Raw genomic sequence first — 17114 nt, forward strand, 5'->3', positions numbered from 1 at the left:
GAGCAATAAAAGCATTAGCTTTTTAAAAAATATATAAGGGAGTCTTATCTCATTTCCAAAAGTTATTTGACACAATCTTTTTCTGCTTTGATTTGCTTATTGAGCTAAATAATTATATAATAATTTATTGAAGAAATAAAAATGGAGGCTGAGAGATTGCGTATACTGGGGATAGATTATGGAAACAAAAGAGTTGGAATAGCTGTTAGTGATGCTTTAGGTTGGACAGCCCAACCTCTGACAACACTTAAACAGCAGGGACATCAAAAGCTGCTGGCAGAGATCAAAGAATATATAGAAAAATATCAGGTTGAAAAAATTGTTGTAGGCATGCCCTACAGTATGGACGGCAGCAGGGGAAAAAGGGCAGAGATAACCCAGGCTTTTATTAATTTTTTAGAGAATAATTTAGCTATTCCGGTTGAAATACAGGATGAGAGGTTAACTACATCCCAGGCAGAAAATATTCTTTTAGAAGCAGATCTCAGCAGAAAAGATAGAAAAGATGTTATTGACAAAGTTGCTGCAGCTCTAATTTTACAGTCTTATCTTGATTTAAATAATTAATTATTAGAAAGGGGTAATAATAATGAGTGATGGACAATTTTGGATCGATGAAGAAAAAAAGCAGCTTGTTTTATCTGATGGTGAAAGTGAAAGTAGATTTTATATAGAGGATGACCTAGTTATCGATGGGACTAAATACCTGATAATCGTTGATTCTGAAGGAGATAAGGATTCAGCAGCCACCGTTATTAAAATAGTTAATGAAGGTGAGGAAGAGCTAATAGTCCCGGTTGAAGATGAAGAAGAATTTAATAAAGTTAAACATGAATATACAAGAAAAGGCTAAAAATTTAAAGTTATTTTAAAGAGGAGGGTATGAACTTGAAAAAAAGAGCTTTAATTTTTTTAATTGTAATTTTAATAATGGCTGTTTTTATCAGGGCATACTCTCTTTTAGAAGCGGTTAATGAAAAAGATCAAAGTGAAGAGATAGTTGAAATAAGAGCAGGTATGTCAGGTCGAGAAATCTCTAATCTTTTGGCAGAAGAAGGTTTGATTAAATCGGCAGATGCCTTCTATATTTTAATCCGACTTAGAAATCTTAATTTAAGGTCAGGTCATTACAATTTTTCTCCGGCAGATGATGCCTTTACTATTGCAGAGAGCCTTGTTAGAGGAGATGAAATTCAATTTCAGCTGACCATACCTGAGGGTTTTACGATCAGAGAGATTATTGAGAGGCTCTATAATCTAGAAAGGCCCGATTATGAGAGAGAAAAGTTGGCCGAAGCATTTAATAATTATGCCTTAGAACTTGATTTTAAGGAAGCTGAGCTGGAGCGAGAAGAAATTATAGAGCTAGCTGAAGGACTTGTAATTCCTGATACCTATAGATTTCCCTTAGGTTTTAGTGAAGAACAGCTGGTTAGAGCACTGCTCAATAATTTCAATCAGCGGAGGCTGCCTAGCTTGAGGGAGGCTGCAGCTGAAAGTAAATTTGATGCTTATCAGCTGCTGATTATCGCCTCATTGATCGAAACAGAGGGTAAAGTGGAAAGAGAAAACGAGCTCATCGCTTCTGTGATCTATAATCGTTTGGAGATAGGGATGCCTTTACAGCTGGATGCAACCGTGCAATATGTTTTGGCTGAAAGGAAAACAAGGCTTTTTTATGTTGATCTGGAGGTTGAATCTCCCTATAATACCTATCAAATTAACCGCTTACCTCCAGCCCCGATTGCAAATCCGGGTGATAAGGCGATTTTAGCTGCAGTAGAACCTGCAGAAAGTGATTACCTTTTTTATTTTGCCAGAGAAGATGGCAGCCATGTATTTACAGAAAGTTATCAGGAACACCTAGAAAAACAGCGGCAGTTAAACTAATAGGAGCTTAAAATGCAGAAAACAGAGATCAACCAAAAATTTTCTCAGCAAAAATATATTGAGCCCGAATTTAAAGCTTTAGAAGAGCTCTGCTTAAAAGATCAGATTCCAATTATCGATCGGGATACAGCAGATTTTTTAAAGCTGCAGTTAAAGATTAAAAAGCCAAAGCGAATTTTAGAAATCGGGACAGCTTATGGTTTTTCTACTTTATTGATTGCTAAAAATACTCCTCAAATCTCTAAAATTACAAGTATAGAGATCGATGCTTTACGGGCAGATAGAGCAAAAAAGCATATAAAAAGGACTCCTTATGCTGATAAGATAAATATTAAAACAGGGGATGCTCTTGATATCTTAATGTATTTAAAACAGAATTTTGATTTTATATTTTTGGATGCTGCTAAAGGGCAGTATCTTTATCTTTTTGAATATATAATGGAGCTTTTAGAACCGGGTGGTCTTTTAGTGGCCGATAATGTCTTATATAAGGGCAAGGTTTTAAAAGCTAAAAAAACACGAGCTAAAATAAGGACGATTGTAAATAATCTCAGAGAGTATTTAATTATTGTAATGAACCATCCTGAGCTAGATTCTACCATAATTTCAGCTGGAGATGGGATTGCATTAAGCAGGAGGAAAGATAATAATGGATAAAATAGAACTGCTGGCCCCGGCCGGTAATTTAGAAAAATTAAAAACTGCCTTTAATTTTGGGGCTGATGCTGTATATTGTGGTGGTTTGGACTTTGGACTCAGAGCTGGAGCTGCAAACTTTAGTTTAGAGGAATTAAAAGAGGGCATAGACTATGCTCATCAGAGGGATAAAAAAGTTTATCTAACCTTAAATATGATTCCCCATAATCAGGAACTGGCCGAACTTCCCCAGTATATAGAAAAATTAAAAGAACTTGCTTTAGATGCTCTGATTATTTCTGATCCGGGTGTTTTTTCTCTGGTCAGAGAAAAGCTGCCGGAAATTGATATTCACATCAGTACTCAGGCCAATAATGTGAACTGGGCTTCTGCCCTTTTTTGGGCTGAACAGGGAGCTCAAAGGGTTATTTTGGCCAGAGAACTAAGTTATGAGGAAATTAAAGAGATGGCAGCTCAATGCAGAGATAAAATAGAGCTGGAAGTATTTATCCATGGGGCAATGTGTATCTCTTATTCAGGCCGCTGTCTTTTAAGCAATTATTTTGTTGATCGAGATGCCAATCGGGGAGACTGTGCCCAGTCCTGCCGCTGGCAGTATCATCTGGTAGAAGAACAAAGACCAGGTGAATATTATCCGATCGAAGAAAGTAAAGAAGGGACTTTTATCTTTAACTCCAGGGATTTAAATCTAGCTGAAGAAATACCGGAATTAATAGAGCTGGGTTTAAGCAGTTTAAAAATTGAAGGCAGGATGAAAAGTGTTCATTATGCTGCGACTGTGGTTAATACCTACCGCCAGATCATAGATAATTATTATCAAGACCCGGCAGATTATCAGCCTGATCAGGAGCTTTTAGCAGAATTAAGAAAGATCTCCCACCGTGATTACAGCAAAGGCTTTTATTATGGTAAACCAGGGGCTGAAGGTCAGCGTTATCAAAGTTCTTCTTATCTAAGAAGCTATGATTTTATGGGAGTTGTCAAAAAGGAGCTTAAAGCAAAAAATGAAATCCTGGTAGAAGTTAGAAATAAGATATTTAAAGGTGATAATTTGGAGGTCCTTGCTCCAGGTGAAAGAGCTTATTCTTTTAAGGTAGATTATATTATAAATTCTGAAGGTGATCAGGTTGAGGCAGCTCCTCATCCTAAAGAACTGATAATTATCGGTACAGAAAAAGATATTAAAGCTGGTTCTTTGCTGAGAAGAGAAAAAAATCAGAAGCAATAAGGAGAGCTAAAATATAATGAAAGACACAAAAAAACTAAGATATAAGGTTGATCCTAAAGAAATAAATTTTATCGATATGATCATCAAAGCCTATGAAGGAATTGGAACTGTTAATGTTGATCATGATAATCCAGGTCAGATCTGGATAGATGTAACAGCAGGAACCGAGCAAGAAGTAAAAGAAGTTATGGCTGATCTAGGAGATCAGTTTTATGTAGAACTTATAGAGGAATAATTGTTAAAGAATTTACAAAAGCTAAAATTGTAAAAAAAGAACATTTGACTTTAGTTAATTTATTGTTTATTATAAGGGTGAGATTTGATATAACTACTGATAAGGAAATAAGTGGAGACAATGAAGATCAAAGGAGGACATATATTTTAGAGATAATTATAAGTCGACAACAGGGAGGTATAAGATGATGTTGAGGAAAAGAACTATTTTATTCTCACTTCTAATTCTCCTCATAATGGTTACTTTCGTAAATGTAGATCAGGCTGATGCTGATTACTTAAATGAATTTGGCAGCAGAGTTCTGAGTAGAGGCAACGAAGGTTTAGATGTAGCAGTATTACAGCAGAAATTAAAACAATTAAATTATTATAATAACAGTTTAGATGGACTATATGGAGATGCAACAGCGGCAGCGGTAAAAAACTTTCAGCGTGATAATGATTTAAAAGCTGATGGTGTATTTGCTGAAGCTGAATTCGAAATAATACCAGAATTTGATATATATGAGGATTACAATATATCAAGAGATGAGTTAATATTACTTGCGAGAGTTATTCACGGAGAAGCTAGAGGTGAAAGCTTTAAAGGTAAGATTGCAGTTGGCTCAGTTATAATGAACAGGGTTGAGAGTAATCAATTCCCCAATACTATTAGAGGTGTTGTTACTCAAAGAGGTCAGTTCAGCAGTTTGATGGATGGACAGGCAAATTACCATCCCACAGAAAGTGAAATCGCTGCTGCAAGAGCTGCACTTTTAGGTTATGATCCAACCAGAGGTTCGATCTTTTTCTATAATCCAGATGTGGCAACAAACACAGCCTGGATATCCAGAAGAGATTTTGTAACCAGAATTGGAGAACATGTTTTTCTCCGCTAAAATTAAAAAATAAAAGTAAATAAAAAAAGTAGCACCTATTTAAGGTGCTATTTTTTAAAGTTAAAGATTCAATTTTTGTAAAAGATGGTTTTTTTTATTTTTTAGTCTTGGGTTAATTCGTTCATGTTGTCCATACATTCTCCACAGATAGTTCTACCTTTATATTCTATAGTGTCATCTGCACTTCCACAGAATATGCAGGCCGGTTCATATTTCTTTAAAACTATTTTTTCTTCGTCAACAAAGATTTCCATTGGATCTTTTTTATTGATATTCATGGTTTTTCTTAGTTCAATAGGGATTACCATTCTACCCAGATCATCGATTTTACGGACAATACCAGTAGATTTCATATTAACACTCCTTTCTTAACAATTTTCGACAAATTATACTGTTTATTTCATTATACTATCAATATTTGGAATAGTCAATAGTAAATCATTATTTTTTTAAGTAAATTTTGGATAATTATACCGCAAATTTAAAATTTCTTGTTAATTTTTTGCTTTTTTTATGTTAAAATATAAGTAATGACAAAAAAGCGAGGTGTAAAAAATGAGAAATTTCAAAGAAAAATTTAAACTTAAATTAGCAGAAAACAACTATAAATTTACCAGACAAAGAGAATTAATAGTTGAGACCATAGTTGAAAACGAAAACTGGCATTTTAATGCTGAAGAGCTTTTTGAGGCTGTTAAAGAAAAAGATTCTGAAATAGGGATGGCCACTATCTACAGAACTTTAGAGCTTTTAGAAAAATTGGATTTGATCCATACTTTAGATTTTAATGAAGAATCAAGGGTTTATGAACTATATATAGAAGAACAACACCATCACCATCTAATCTGCAAGGGGTGTGGTAAATTGGTGGAGTTTAGTGATCAGGGCATAGAAGACTTTGAAAAAGAACTGGAAGCTAAATATGATTTTTGCATAGATGAGCATAAACTCAAATTCTTTGGTTACTGTAGGGAATGCAGGGATAAATAAATAATTAACAAGGATTTTTTTTATCTTTAGAGAATATACTATATAGAGTAAGCTAGAATATATGCAGAGAGGTAGGTCTAAATTATGGAGCAACCCACTAAACAGTGTTTAAAAGATCTAATAGTCTTTCAAAATCTCGAAGCAGAAGAATTAGAGATGATATGTCAAAAATCCTTTGCCAAACACTATCAAAAGGGTGAAGTTATTTTTTTTGAAAATGACAGTGTAAAAAAACTATATCTTTTGATCAAGGGCAAGGTTAAATTATCGATGCTTTCTGCTGAAGGTAAGGAAAAGGTTTTAACCATTCTTCAGGAGGGTGATATTTTTGGGGAACTTTCTCTTTTTGATGAAGATCCTCATCCCCTGACAGCAGAGGTCATAGAAGAGGCCAGACTTTTAATTATACCCTGGAATGATATGGAGCAAATAATTATGAAAAGGCCCAGTATGGCCATCAAGATTATTGAGGCTCTTTCTAAAAAGACCAGGCTCTTAACCAGTCAGGTCAGAGAATTAGTTTTCCAGGATGCTGCCGGCAGACTGGCCAGCCTTTTATCACGTCTGGCAGAAGATTTTGGCAGGGAGATAGAAGAAGGTACGGTAATCGACCTTGTTTTAACCCATCAAGAAATCGCCAACTTGATCGGTTCATCCAGGGTAACGGTAACAAAATTAATCAACCGCTTTATAGATGATGGTATGATCACAATCAAAAAACGAAAAATTATAATCAAAGATTTTGAATCATTGGGGGAAAAGCTGCAGACTATTTTTTAATAATTTAGTAGTTAAATATTAATCCTGGTGATTTAGAACAATTTACATATCTAAAAAGCGCTGGATTATTTGCCAGCGTTTTTTGCAATTGAAAAGAAAATATGAGGAGGAAGAAAAAATGAGCATCTTTATACCTAATAATGAAACTAAATTATATGGACTTTTGGGTAAAACATTAAGTCACTCTATTTCACCTTCACTACACAATACTGGTTTTAGAGATTTAGATATCAATGCACTTTATTTAATGCTTGAATGTAAAGAAAAAGAGTATTTAGAAGACTATATTCAATCTTTAAAAAACTTAAACTTTGGTGGTTGGAATGTAACAATACCCTATAAGGAAGCTATTATACCCTATTTAAATGGTTTTTCTTCCCTGGCCAGAGATGCAGGGGCTGTAAATACAGTTTTAAATAGAAGGGGTAGATTAACCGGCTATAATACCGATGTAATTGGTTTTCAGCGTCAGATCGAAGAGGCTGGTTTCGTTGTTAAAGATAAAAAAGCGGTTGTTATAGGTGCAGGTGGTGCTGCTAGAGCAGTAATTGCTGCCTTGATTCAACTTAATTTAGCAGAGGTGATAATAGTAAACAGAAGCAAAGCTAATGCAGAAGAACTGGTAGAAATATTTAAAGAAAAAGAAAGTAAAACAGAATTTTCTGCTGCCGCTCTTAAAGAAAGTGAATATAAAGAGCTGCTTAAAGGAGCAGATTTGATCGTAAATACAACTCCAGTTGGAATGTACAGTGATAAAAGTCAAAAAAAATTAGTTATTAACCCCGAATATCTCAATGAAAATCAATTTGTGGTTGATTTAATCTATAATCCTCTAAAAACAGAACTGCTCAAAGAAGCAGAAAAAAAAGGAGCTCAGATCGGAAATGGTTTACCTACCTTGATCTATCAAGCAGAAGCTGCTTTTAAACTCTGGACTAAAGAAATGCCTAAAAAAAGAAAATGGAAAGAGATTGCAGAAAAAGCGGTAAGGGAGATGGTAGTAGAAGACTAATTTCGACAAATAAAATATGGTACTTAAGTACCATATCTTTTTTTTATAAAACCCGTTATAATAGTTGATATATGGATACTTGTATACTTTTAAAATTTTTTTGAACTTCAGTCAAAATTTTGCAGGAATAATTATATAATTAGAGAATATATATAATACATCAGCAATTATTTACAATTTTAAATTAAAATCGACAAAAAACATTATTTTTCTAAGGAGATATTTTTATGAATCCAAAAAAGAAACAGAGAATTGGAGATCTTCTCTTAGAATGGGGATATATAACAAGAGAACAGCTTGAAGATGCACTTTCCCTACAGGATGAGATGGGAATGAAATTAGGTCAGGTGCTGACCGAGTTAGGTTATATTAAAGAGGATGAACTGGTTGATGTACTGGAAATACAGCTGGGAATCCCCAGAGTAGATCTTTCAAATTATATTTTGAATACTCAATTATCTCAATATTTATCAGAAAACATTGCTTCTCGGCATAATGCCGTTCCTTATGCTGTAGAAGATGGTTTTTTAAAAGTGGCACTTGAAGATCCAACAGATCTGGTGGCCATAGAGAATATTGAGGTTAATTCCGGGATGAAGGTCCATATCTCTATTGCTCCTCATAGTGAGATCATGGATGCCTTTAATCAGATCTATACCCTGGTTGATGGTGATACTTCAGAGATCTTTGACAGCTTAAATAAATATGATGATATGAATACAGAACCGGAAATAGATCAGTTAAGACAGATGGTAGAAGATGCACCAATTGTTAGGCTGACAAATCTGATCATCACCCAGGCTATACAAAATCAGGCAAGTGATATCCATATAGAACCCTTAAACAATATTGTTCGGGTTCGCTACCGGGTTGATGGTGTCTTACATGAGGAGATGTCGATTCCCAAACATTCTCAGGCAGCACTTATCTCCCGTTTGAAGATCCTGGCTGACCTTGATATTACAAAGCGGAGGATTCCTCAGGATGGTAGGGTACAGATGACCTTTAGAAATTTGCAGATCGATATGCGGGTTTCTACCTTACCTACGATCCACGGAGAAAAAGTGGTTATCAGGCTTTTGATGAGGGATAACAGCCTTTTAAATATTAATAAGCTTGGCTTTAGAGAAGAAAATCAGGAGCGTTTTGAAAGGTTAATTAAAAGACCATATGGAATATTACTGGCAACTGGTCCTACAGGTAGTGGTAAATCCACCACCCTATTTGCAGCTTTAAATAGAATCAATACTCCAACTAAAAATATCGTAACAATAGAGGATCCAGTTGAATACCAGATAGAAGGTATAAATCAGGTCCAGGCAAATGTTAAAGCAGGTTTGACCTTTGCTAAAACATTGAGATCTATTTTAAGACAGGATCCCGATATAGTAATGGTCGGTGAAATTAGAGATGAAGAAACAGCCGAAATTGCAATTAGAGCAGCTTTAACCGGACACCTTGTTTTAAGTACCCTGCATACAAATGATGCGGTTAGTGCGATTACAAGATTAACAGATATGGGTATCCCCGGTTATCTGGTTGGTTCAACCGTAATCGGAGTTATTGCCCAAAGACTTGTCAGAACTCTCTGTCCCAGCTGTAAAGAAGAATATGAGATCGGGACAGAAGAAAGAAAATTTCTCGATAATGGGATAGATACCCTCTGGCGTCCTGCTTCCGGAAAATGTGAAAAATGTGTTGATGGCTATAAAGGGCGGGTTGCTATTCAGGAGGTTGTAGAAATTACTCCCCAGTTAGAGGAGATGATTGCCGAAGGGGCAAATGAGCCTCAGATGAAAAGATATGTAAGAGATCAAGGTATGACAGGTTTATTAGATGATGGTAAGGCTAAATTAAAACAGGGTTTAACAAGTTATAAGGAACTGGTTAGTGTAATTCATTAATGATCAGGAGGAGGCGTTTTTTATGGAAATTATAGATGTTATGAAGGAGATATCTAAAGAACCAGCTATTTCTGACCTCCATTTAACCGGTAAAACTAAACCAATAATCCGTAATAATGGTAAATTAGAATATTATGAGGACTATCCAGAAAAATTAGAAGTTAATGAAGTAAAAGAGATAGCAAAAGATTTTATGAATCAGCGGGAATGGGAGATCTTTTTAGACAAGGGAGAGGTCGATTTTTCCTACAGTGTGCCCGGATACTGCCGCTACAGGGTTAATGCCTATAAACAGCGGGGCTCGGTTTCACTGGCCTTAAGAATTATCCCCCAGAGGATCCCAACTATTGATGAACTTGGCTTACCTCAGATTTTAAAAAAATTAGCCATGCAGCGTAAAGGCCTTATTTTATGTACAGGACCAACAGGAAGTGGTAAGTCAACAACCTTAGCTTCGATGATCAATGTTATAAATAAAAATAAACCGTCTCATATTATTACCTTAGAAGATCCGATCGAGTATCTGCACAGCCATAATAAATCTATAATTCATCAAAGAGAGGTCGGTTTTGATACAACAAGTTTTGCCGATGGTCTAAGAGCTGCTTTAAGGCAGGATCCAGATGTAATCCTTGTTGGTGAGATGAGAGACTTAGAAACAATTAATATTGCTTTAGAAGCATCTGAAACAGGTCACCTGGTTTTAGCAACCCTGCATACAAATGATGCTCCCAGTACTGTAGAAAGAATTATCGATGTTTTCCCTGCTCATCAACAGCAGCAGGTTAGAATTCAGCTTGCTTCTTCTATCAGTGGGATAATTTCTCAGCAGTTATTACCAAGTGCAGATAATAAGTCAAGGGTAGCTGCTCTAGAGATATTGATCGCGACTTCCGCTGTCAGAAATATAATTAGAGAGGGCAAAACCCATCAATTAGTTTCTGCAATGCAGACCGGTGGCAAATACGGTATGGTTATGATGAATAATTATCTGGTTGATTTATATAAAGAAGGTAAGATCGCCTATGATGAGGCAGTAAGAAGATCCGATGATCCAGAATATGTTAAGAAAAAAATTAGTGGTGAGAGATAAATCCCGGGAGGGAGGTAAAAATGGCTAATCAATTTAAATACAAGGCAAAAAACAGCAGTGGTGATGTAATCAAAGGTTCGATAGAAGCTGAGAATAAGTCGGTTATTGCCAGACAGCTCAGAGATAAAGGTTATTATATTACCGAGATCAATCAAGTTAGAGAATCAATTGATATTGGTGAAGTACTCAAACTGCATAAAAAGGTTAAACTAAAAGATCTTTCTTTGTTCAGTCAGCAGTTTGCAGCTATGATTGATGCCGGTATTTCTTTAGTAGATGCTTTAAATATTTTAGCAGATCAAAGTGATCATAAACACCTTAAAAAGGTTTTGATGCAGGTTAGGGATGATGTAGAAACAGGTGTTTCTTTAGCAGATGCTGTTTCTAAACATCCGGAAACATTTCCCGAGCTCTATTCACAGCTGATCAGAGCCGGAGAATCTGGTGGTGTTTTGGATACGATCTTAAATAAACTGGCCAATCACTATGACCGCCAACATGAGCTTAACTCCATGGTAAAGTCAGCCCTTTACTATCCGGCAGTTATTCTTTCGGTTGGTTTGATAGTTGTTATCTTTTTGGTTACCCAGGTTGTCCCCCAATTTGTGGGGATGTTCCAGGACTTTGGTACTGCCCTACCTCTGCCAACCAGAATGCTGCTGGCAGTTAGTGCTTTTGCTCAAAGCTACTGGTGGGCTGTAATCCTGGCAGTATTAGCTTTAATCTTTCTTTTCAGCAGGTACAGGAAAACACCTCAGGGTAAGGCGGTTACAGACAGTTGGATTTTAAAGGTTCCGGTTATCGGACCAATGATGCGCAAGGTATATATCTCTAGATTTTCCAGTACCCTGGCTATTTTAATTGATAGTGGAGTAGATCTTTTAACTTCTTTGAATATTGTAGAAGATGTAGTGGGAAACAAGGTTTACAGTGATATTATTACTGATGCGAGAATAGAAGTTAGAGAAGGAAGTAGTTTATCTGTTCCCCTAGAAAAAAGTGGAGAATATCCACCGATGGTTGTCCATATGTTAAAAGTTGGAGAAGAAACAGGAGCAATTGGTTCAATGTTAAATAAGGTATCAAGGTTCTATGACAGACAGGTAGAAGCAAATGTAGAAGCAGCGATTTCACTTATAGAACCATTAATGATTGTAGCTTTAGCTGTAATGGTTGGTTTTGTAGCCGTTTCCATAGTAACGCCAATGTTTGACATGTTCCAACATTTTTAGAAAATTGTTGTCTAAATACTATTGCTTTTTCTAAAAAAAGGTGTATAATTAAGTCATAGATAAGAAATATATGTTAAAGAGTAGCTATTCATGGAAATATTATCCAATGACAGCTAATATCATATTTCTTATCATAAAATAAAAATGTTTCAATGTAAAAGTCTATAAAGAGATTATTGACTATTTATAAGAGGAGGTGAACTTTAACTTAGAATAGTTGAGAGTATTGTGTTCACATTATATATTTATTATTAATATTTTATTAAAAAAATAAGGAGTGAGAATAATGAGTAAAATTAGAAAAGTGTTATCAGGTGGAGAAAGAGGATTTACATTAATTGAATTATTGGTTGTTATTGCTGTCTTAGGTATCTTAGCTGCTATAGCTATACCAAGATTGGGTGGAGTTACAGATCAGGCAAGATTGAGTGAAGCAACTGCTATAATTGGTTCATTGAGAACTGCTCAATCGTTGTATTTTACTCAAGAAGGAGAATATACAGATGATACTACAGATTTAGAACGCTATATTGATGAAGGATTGGACCCAGATAACTGGGATATTACTTTGACAAATGATGATGATGATGATGACGAACCATCTTACACTATAACTGTTACAGGTAATGATGGTGCATATGAAGGTTTAGAAGCTGGTTATACTAAAGGTGGAGAAATAACAACTACTAGATAGAAATATTTGTTAGTGTAACTTTACAAAATATTCTTTTATTCAAAAGGACCGGTGAGCAATGCTTTTAACTATCTATTTCTTCATAACAGGATTAATAGTTGGTAGTTTCTTAAATGTTGTTATTTACAGACTACCAGAAGAAAAATCTATAGTTAATCCACCATCTCACTGTCCTCATTGTAATAATAGATTAAAAGTTATTGATTTAGTTCCAGTTTTAAGTTATCTAATGACAGGTGGTAAGTGCAGATATTGTGGTACAGGAATCTCAATTCAGTATCCATTAATTGAATTACTTACCGCCTTTTTCTTTTTAGCTGCTTATCTTAACTTTGCTTTAAGTGCAGAACTGTTTTTAATACTTTTATTATTATCAGCTTTGATCGTTATCTCTATGATTGATTATAAATATATGATTATTCCTAATGTTATAACTTACTCTGGTATTATAATAGGCTTTATTTCTGCAATTATATTTGATCATATTAGTATTTTTGATTCTATTTTAGGTATATTTATTCCAGCTTTAATTCTTTTAGCTGTTGCTTTAATTTTTAAAGGTGGAATGGGTATGGGTGATGTTAAACTTGTTGCTATGTTAGGTGCATTTTTAGGATATAAATATAGTTTGTTGAGTATTTTTATAGGATCTTTAGTTGGTTCAATTATTGGTATTACTTTGATGGCTTTGGGTATTATTGAGCGTAAAGATAGAGTTCCTTTTGGTCCGCTTATTTGTTTGGGTGCTGTAATAATGATATTTTTTGGTGAACAAATCATTAATTTGTATTTTTCTCTTTTCTTGTAAGATTTAGGAGGAGATTTTATGAGTATATTTAAAAGCAATAAAGGATTTACTTTGATAGAAATAGTACTTGCTATTGCTATTGTTGGAATATTAGGTGTGTCTGTTATGGCGTATTTTGGTAATGCAGCTAGGTTTATTCGTGAAACTGATGTTAGAGAACAGGCTGTTTTGATTTCTCAACAGGAGATGGAAAGAGTTAAAGGGTTAGACTTTGATAATATAGTAGATGAGACAGTAATTTATGATTCCGATGGAGCTTATCCAGAATATACTGTGAATATAACAACAATCAATGAAGTTAATGGGCAAACAGGTTTAAAAGAAATTACTGTAACTACTACTTGGGATAATGAAACAAAGTCAGCTTCTTTAATTAGTTATATAGCAGAGAGGTGATATTATGAATTTGAGAAGAGAAGAAGCTTTCACCTTGATAGAAATTATTGTTGCAATTACAGTATTTACTATTGTTTTACTTGCTTTATCAAATATATTGATCAATGGTTGGAGATTCTGGGATTTCAATCAAAAAAGTGTTGACTTATCTCAGGCTACTACTTTGATTTCTGCAAACTTGGATAGAAATATTCGTTCTAGTAGAGGGTTTTCACAAGACAATATAGAGGAATTGATGTTATTTAGGAGTTCAAATAATGAAACATCTAAAGAAAATTTTTTCAAATTTGTTTTTGAGGATAATAGAATAGTTCTATATAAACCTGCAACTGATCCAGATACTTTAGTTTTAACAGATATTGATAACTGGGAATTTAACAGAAATATTACTGATGCTGTTGTTTCAGCGGCTGAATTTGAATTAAATGGATCTTTTGTTGATTATACAATAACATTGGAAAATAATCGTAAATCTATTACTGTTAACAATAAAATAAGATCTAGGCTTCAATAAAGAGAGGTGTTAAAAATGTTTGGAAAAATATTAAAAAATGAAGATGGTGCAGCCCTTGTCCTCTCATTAATTATAATTTTGGTTTTAATAGTTTTAATTGGTGCTTTGGCTAATAGTATTAATAATAATATTGGATTTACTAAAAGGCACGAAGATACTACCAAGGCTTTTTATGCTGCTGAGGCTGGAATAGAATATGCAGTAAATATTATGATAAATGATAGGTCATCACTAGAACACTTAGTTGAAGATGAATTTAATGTTATTGCTGACAGCTCTAATTATATTTTCGAATCAATTGAAGGTAAGATTTTTGGTAGTAATGGTTTTACTTTTAAATCTACTGGTAAAAATAATGATATAGAAAAGAGTATTACTGCTTCATACAATATTACTGTATTACCTTATGGGTTAACAGGAGATATTATTGATATAGGTAATAATCATTATATTGATGGAGATGTTGGATATAAAACTAGTTTTGACTATGGAAATAATTATAAAATTGATGGAGAAGAATTACAAATTGATCCTGATACTAGTGAATTCGAAGAGTTTGTGTCAGAGAATTATTTTTACCCCATTTTGAGAAATGGTACAGAATATCGAACAGGAGAATATGGAAGATATGATGGTAATGAATCATTAGAAGGTGAATCTTTTGATGGTGATTATTATAAAGAAGATCCCGACGATGAAGATGAAGAATCTTATTATAGAAAATATATTGAAGACTATGATACTAATTATAATGGTAATACTCCAGCAAATAAATTCCCTTCTTTAAATTCTTTAGGATTATCTTATATGGATATAAGAGATGAAACAACAAAAATATATGGAGATCTTAGTTTAGATGGGGATATTAATGGTTCAGGTACTTTAATTGTTTATGGTAATTTGGGATTTGGTAACAACTTTAAAATTAATCAAGATGGAGAAGATTTTTTTAAAATTTTAGTTAAAGGTAATATCTATCAAGATCAGGCAAATTTAAATGAAATAAAAGGTTTTGTATATGCAGAAGGAGACATAATTATAAGAAATAGATTTTTTATAGAGGGAGCTCTGTATTCAGGTGGTAATATTACATTAGGCCAATCAAATAATACTGATGAAGCAAATATAATATATAATCCTGAAGCTTTTGAAATCTTATTTGATGGATATACTGGTCCTTCGTATATTACTATTAGAAATTGGCAAGAACAATAATTTGACAAGGGAAGAGGTGGTCTAATGTTCTTTAAAAGCAATATCTTTACTTGTGTTGATATTGGTAGTTATGCGATTAAGATAGCTCAAATAAAAAAAACAGGAGGGGATAGTTTTAAAGTTTTAGATACAGTTTCACAGAAAATTCCTAAAGAAACTATTGTTGATGGGATTATTAAAGATGAGTCTTTAGTAGCTTCCGAAATCAAAAGTCTTCTGGCAATTATGAAAAAGAAAGCAGGCTATATTATTACTGCAGTACCAAGTAATGAACTTTTGGTTAGAAATATTGAGATGCCTAAGATGGATAAAAAAGAAATCAAAGAATCATTAAAATGGGAAGCAGATGAACAGATACCTTATCCGGTTGAAAATGCTGCTTTAGATTATATTAAGGTAGATGAAGATGAAGATGGTGTGAATTATTTGATTACTGCAGTAAAAAGAAATATCGTTGATAATTATCTTGCTCCTTTTGAAAGGAATAATTATAAAGTAGAAGTTATGAATGTAATACCTATGGCATTGATTTCTTTATTAGAATATCAGGATGAAATAGAAGGAAATATTGCCATAATTGATATAGGTTATTCTGCTTCTCAGGTTACAGTAGCCAATAAAAATAATATTATTTTATCAAGAACTATAGATACAGGTGGTAATCATTTTACAAAAACTATCATGGATGTTGAAGATTTAGAGTATGATGAAGCTGAGGAGAAAAAAATAAGAGAAGGTCTTAAAGCAGATACTAGTTCTGATCCCATAGATAGTATGCAGTTAGATGCTGCTTTAGGTTCAGATGAAAGGTTAAAAACTTTGGCCGGAACTTTAACAGCAGAAATAACAAGATCTTTTAACTATTTTTCTATCAAAAAAAGAAAAGAAGATATTGATAAGATCTTTATAACTGGTGGAGGTTCTAGATTAAAAGGCTTAAAAGAGTTTATGGAAAAAGAACTAGGGAAAGATATTTATAGACTTGATACTTTTAAAAATATTGATTATCCATTAGATGATGAAGAAAAAGATGATTTTGCAGTTGCTATAGGCCTTGGTATAAGTGAGGTGATGGCTGATGAGAGTTAATCTGATAAGAGAAGAAAAGAAAAAATTTCAGTTTCATTACTTTCAGGTAGCCATGGTGTTAGGAATATTGATACCGATTTTTGTAGTGGGCATTTTACAGTATTCTTTAATTACAGAAAGAAATACTTTAGAGCAGGAAATAGCTTCAATAGAAGATCAACTTGAAATATATTTACCTTTAGAAGCTGAGTATAGGGAATATGAGAGTGTAGTAGACGAATTAAGAGCAACTCCAACAGTTCCGGACTATAATTGGGATAGGCCTATTGAAGCATTAGGTTACCTTGTTCCAATAAGAGGTGTTATAAATAGTTTTTCTTTAAGTCAGGGCAATTTAAGTGTTAGAGGAGTAACAAGTGTTGGGGAAGAATTAAGAGAATTTATTAATGCTCTAGAGGATTCTCCATATTTTTATAATGTTGTTTTAGATACAATGGAAAAACAAGAAGAAGTATTTTTTGTAGTAAATGCTCAAATAGCAAGAGGGGAGGAGGAGTAAA

Annotated in this window: 21 protein-coding genes; 20 read left to right on the plus strand and 1 reads right to left on the minus strand. The window is 33.8% G+C overall.

From position 1 onward, the window contains the following. Positions 1-156: 156 nt before the first annotated feature. From ruvX to LJ207_RS00035, 7 genes are all read left to right on the plus strand, one after another. A complete protein-coding gene (ruvX, locus tag LJ207_RS00005; RefSeq protein WP_229342835.1) occupies positions 157-567 on the plus strand; it encodes a Holliday junction resolvase RuvX in 411 nt (136 codons plus the stop codon). A 22-nt stretch (positions 568-589) separates the two neighbouring features. After that, entirely contained in the window at positions 590-853 is a 264-nt protein-coding gene (locus LJ207_RS00010) for a DUF1292 domain-containing protein (RefSeq protein ID WP_229342837.1), read from the plus strand. A 29-nt stretch (positions 854-882) separates the two neighbouring features. Next, complete coding sequence (mltG, locus tag LJ207_RS00015) at positions 883-1890, plus strand: endolytic transglycosylase MltG (RefSeq protein ID WP_229342839.1); 1008 nt, start codon at positions 883-885, stop codon at positions 1888-1890. Positions 1891-1902: 12 nt separating this feature from the next. Then, positions 1903-2547, plus strand: coding sequence for an O-methyltransferase (locus LJ207_RS00020; RefSeq protein ID WP_229342841.1), 645 nt, complete (start codon positions 1903-1905; stop codon positions 2545-2547). Next, positions 2540-3775, plus strand: a complete 1236-nt coding sequence (locus LJ207_RS00025) for a peptidase U32 family protein (RefSeq protein WP_229342843.1) — start codon at positions 2540-2542, stop codon at positions 3773-3775. Before LJ207_RS00020 ends, LJ207_RS00025 begins: the two co-directional genes overlap by 8 nt. Before the next feature lie 16 nt (positions 3776-3791). Then, complete coding sequence (locus tag LJ207_RS00030; RefSeq protein WP_229342845.1) at positions 3792-4010, plus strand: DUF4911 domain-containing protein; 219 nt, start codon at positions 3792-3794, stop codon at positions 4008-4010. Between the two features lie 184 nt (positions 4011-4194). Further along, positions 4195-4887 (plus strand): cell wall hydrolase, encoded by a 693-nt coding sequence (locus tag LJ207_RS00035; RefSeq protein ID WP_229342847.1) that lies wholly within the window; start codon positions 4195-4197, stop codon positions 4885-4887. Between the two features lie 101 nt (positions 4888-4988). Here LJ207_RS00035 and LJ207_RS00040 read toward each other — a convergent pair whose 3' ends face one another. Then, the gene (locus tag LJ207_RS00040) at positions 4989-5240 is read right to left on the minus strand and encodes an AbrB/MazE/SpoVT family DNA-binding domain-containing protein (RefSeq protein WP_229342850.1); all 252 of its coding nucleotides are present in this window, start codon (positions 5238-5240) and stop codon (positions 4989-4991) included. Between the two features lie 202 nt (positions 5241-5442). Between LJ207_RS00040 and LJ207_RS00045 the strand changes: the two genes are divergently transcribed. From LJ207_RS00045 to LJ207_RS00105, 13 genes are all read left to right on the plus strand, one after another. Continuing rightward, positions 5443-5877 carry a Fur family transcriptional regulator gene (locus LJ207_RS00045; RefSeq protein ID WP_229342852.1) on the plus strand — a complete coding sequence of 145 codons (435 nt, stop codon included), beginning with the start codon at positions 5443-5445 and terminating at the stop codon, positions 5875-5877. Positions 5878-5961: 84 nt separating this feature from the next. After that, positions 5962-6657 carry a Crp/Fnr family transcriptional regulator gene (locus tag LJ207_RS00050; RefSeq protein WP_229342854.1) on the plus strand — a complete coding sequence of 232 codons (696 nt, stop codon included), beginning with the start codon at positions 5962-5964 and terminating at the stop codon, positions 6655-6657. Positions 6658-6775: 118 nt separating this feature from the next. Beyond that, entirely contained in the window at positions 6776-7669 is an 894-nt protein-coding gene (locus tag LJ207_RS00055) for a shikimate dehydrogenase (protein ID WP_229342856.1), read from the plus strand. A gap of 227 nt (positions 7670-7896) precedes the next feature. Continuing rightward, entirely contained in the window at positions 7897-9573 is a 1677-nt protein-coding gene (locus LJ207_RS00060) for a GspE/PulE family protein (protein ID WP_229342858.1), read from the plus strand. A 22-nt stretch (positions 9574-9595) separates the two neighbouring features. Continuing rightward, positions 9596-10666 carry a type IV pilus twitching motility protein PilT gene (locus LJ207_RS00065; RefSeq protein ID WP_229342860.1) on the plus strand — a complete coding sequence of 357 codons (1071 nt, stop codon included), beginning with the start codon at positions 9596-9598 and terminating at the stop codon, positions 10664-10666. A gap of 20 nt (positions 10667-10686) precedes the next feature. Next, complete coding sequence (locus LJ207_RS00070; RefSeq protein ID WP_229342862.1) at positions 10687-11898, plus strand: type II secretion system F family protein; 1212 nt, start codon at positions 10687-10689, stop codon at positions 11896-11898. Positions 11899-12184: 286 nt separating this feature from the next. Further along, on the plus strand, positions 12185-12592 hold the full coding sequence (locus tag LJ207_RS12435) for a type IV pilin protein (RefSeq protein WP_305038476.1): 408 nt from the start codon (positions 12185-12187) through the stop codon (positions 12590-12592). A 58-nt stretch (positions 12593-12650) separates the two neighbouring features. Next, positions 12651-13400, plus strand: a complete 750-nt coding sequence (locus LJ207_RS00080; protein WP_229342865.1) for a prepilin peptidase — start codon at positions 12651-12653, stop codon at positions 13398-13400. Between the two features lie 18 nt (positions 13401-13418). After that, positions 13419-13796, plus strand: a complete 378-nt coding sequence (locus LJ207_RS00085) for a type IV pilus modification PilV family protein (protein WP_229342867.1) — start codon at positions 13419-13421, stop codon at positions 13794-13796. A 4-nt stretch (positions 13797-13800) separates the two neighbouring features. Further along, the gene (locus tag LJ207_RS00090) at positions 13801-14310 is read left to right on the plus strand and encodes a prepilin-type N-terminal cleavage/methylation domain-containing protein (protein ID WP_229342869.1); all 510 of its coding nucleotides are present in this window, start codon (positions 13801-13803) and stop codon (positions 14308-14310) included. Between the two features lie 15 nt (positions 14311-14325). Next, positions 14326-15525, plus strand: coding sequence for a hypothetical protein (locus LJ207_RS00095; RefSeq protein ID WP_229342871.1), 1200 nt, complete (start codon positions 14326-14328; stop codon positions 15523-15525). A gap of 24 nt (positions 15526-15549) precedes the next feature. After that, positions 15550-16614, plus strand: a complete 1065-nt coding sequence (gene pilM, locus LJ207_RS00100) for a type IV pilus assembly protein PilM (RefSeq protein WP_229342874.1) — start codon at positions 15550-15552, stop codon at positions 16612-16614. After that, positions 16604-17113 (plus strand): PilN domain-containing protein, encoded by a 510-nt coding sequence (locus LJ207_RS00105; RefSeq protein WP_229342876.1) that lies wholly within the window; start codon positions 16604-16606, stop codon positions 17111-17113. The genes pilM and LJ207_RS00105 overlap by 11 nt, the downstream gene beginning before the upstream one ends. The last annotated feature ends 1 nt before the right edge of the window (position 17114 follow it).

The organism is Halanaerobium polyolivorans, assembly GCF_020711195.1.
Classification (GTDB): domain Bacteria; phylum Bacillota; class Halanaerobiia; order Halanaerobiales; family Halanaerobiaceae; genus Halanaerobium; species Halanaerobium polyolivorans.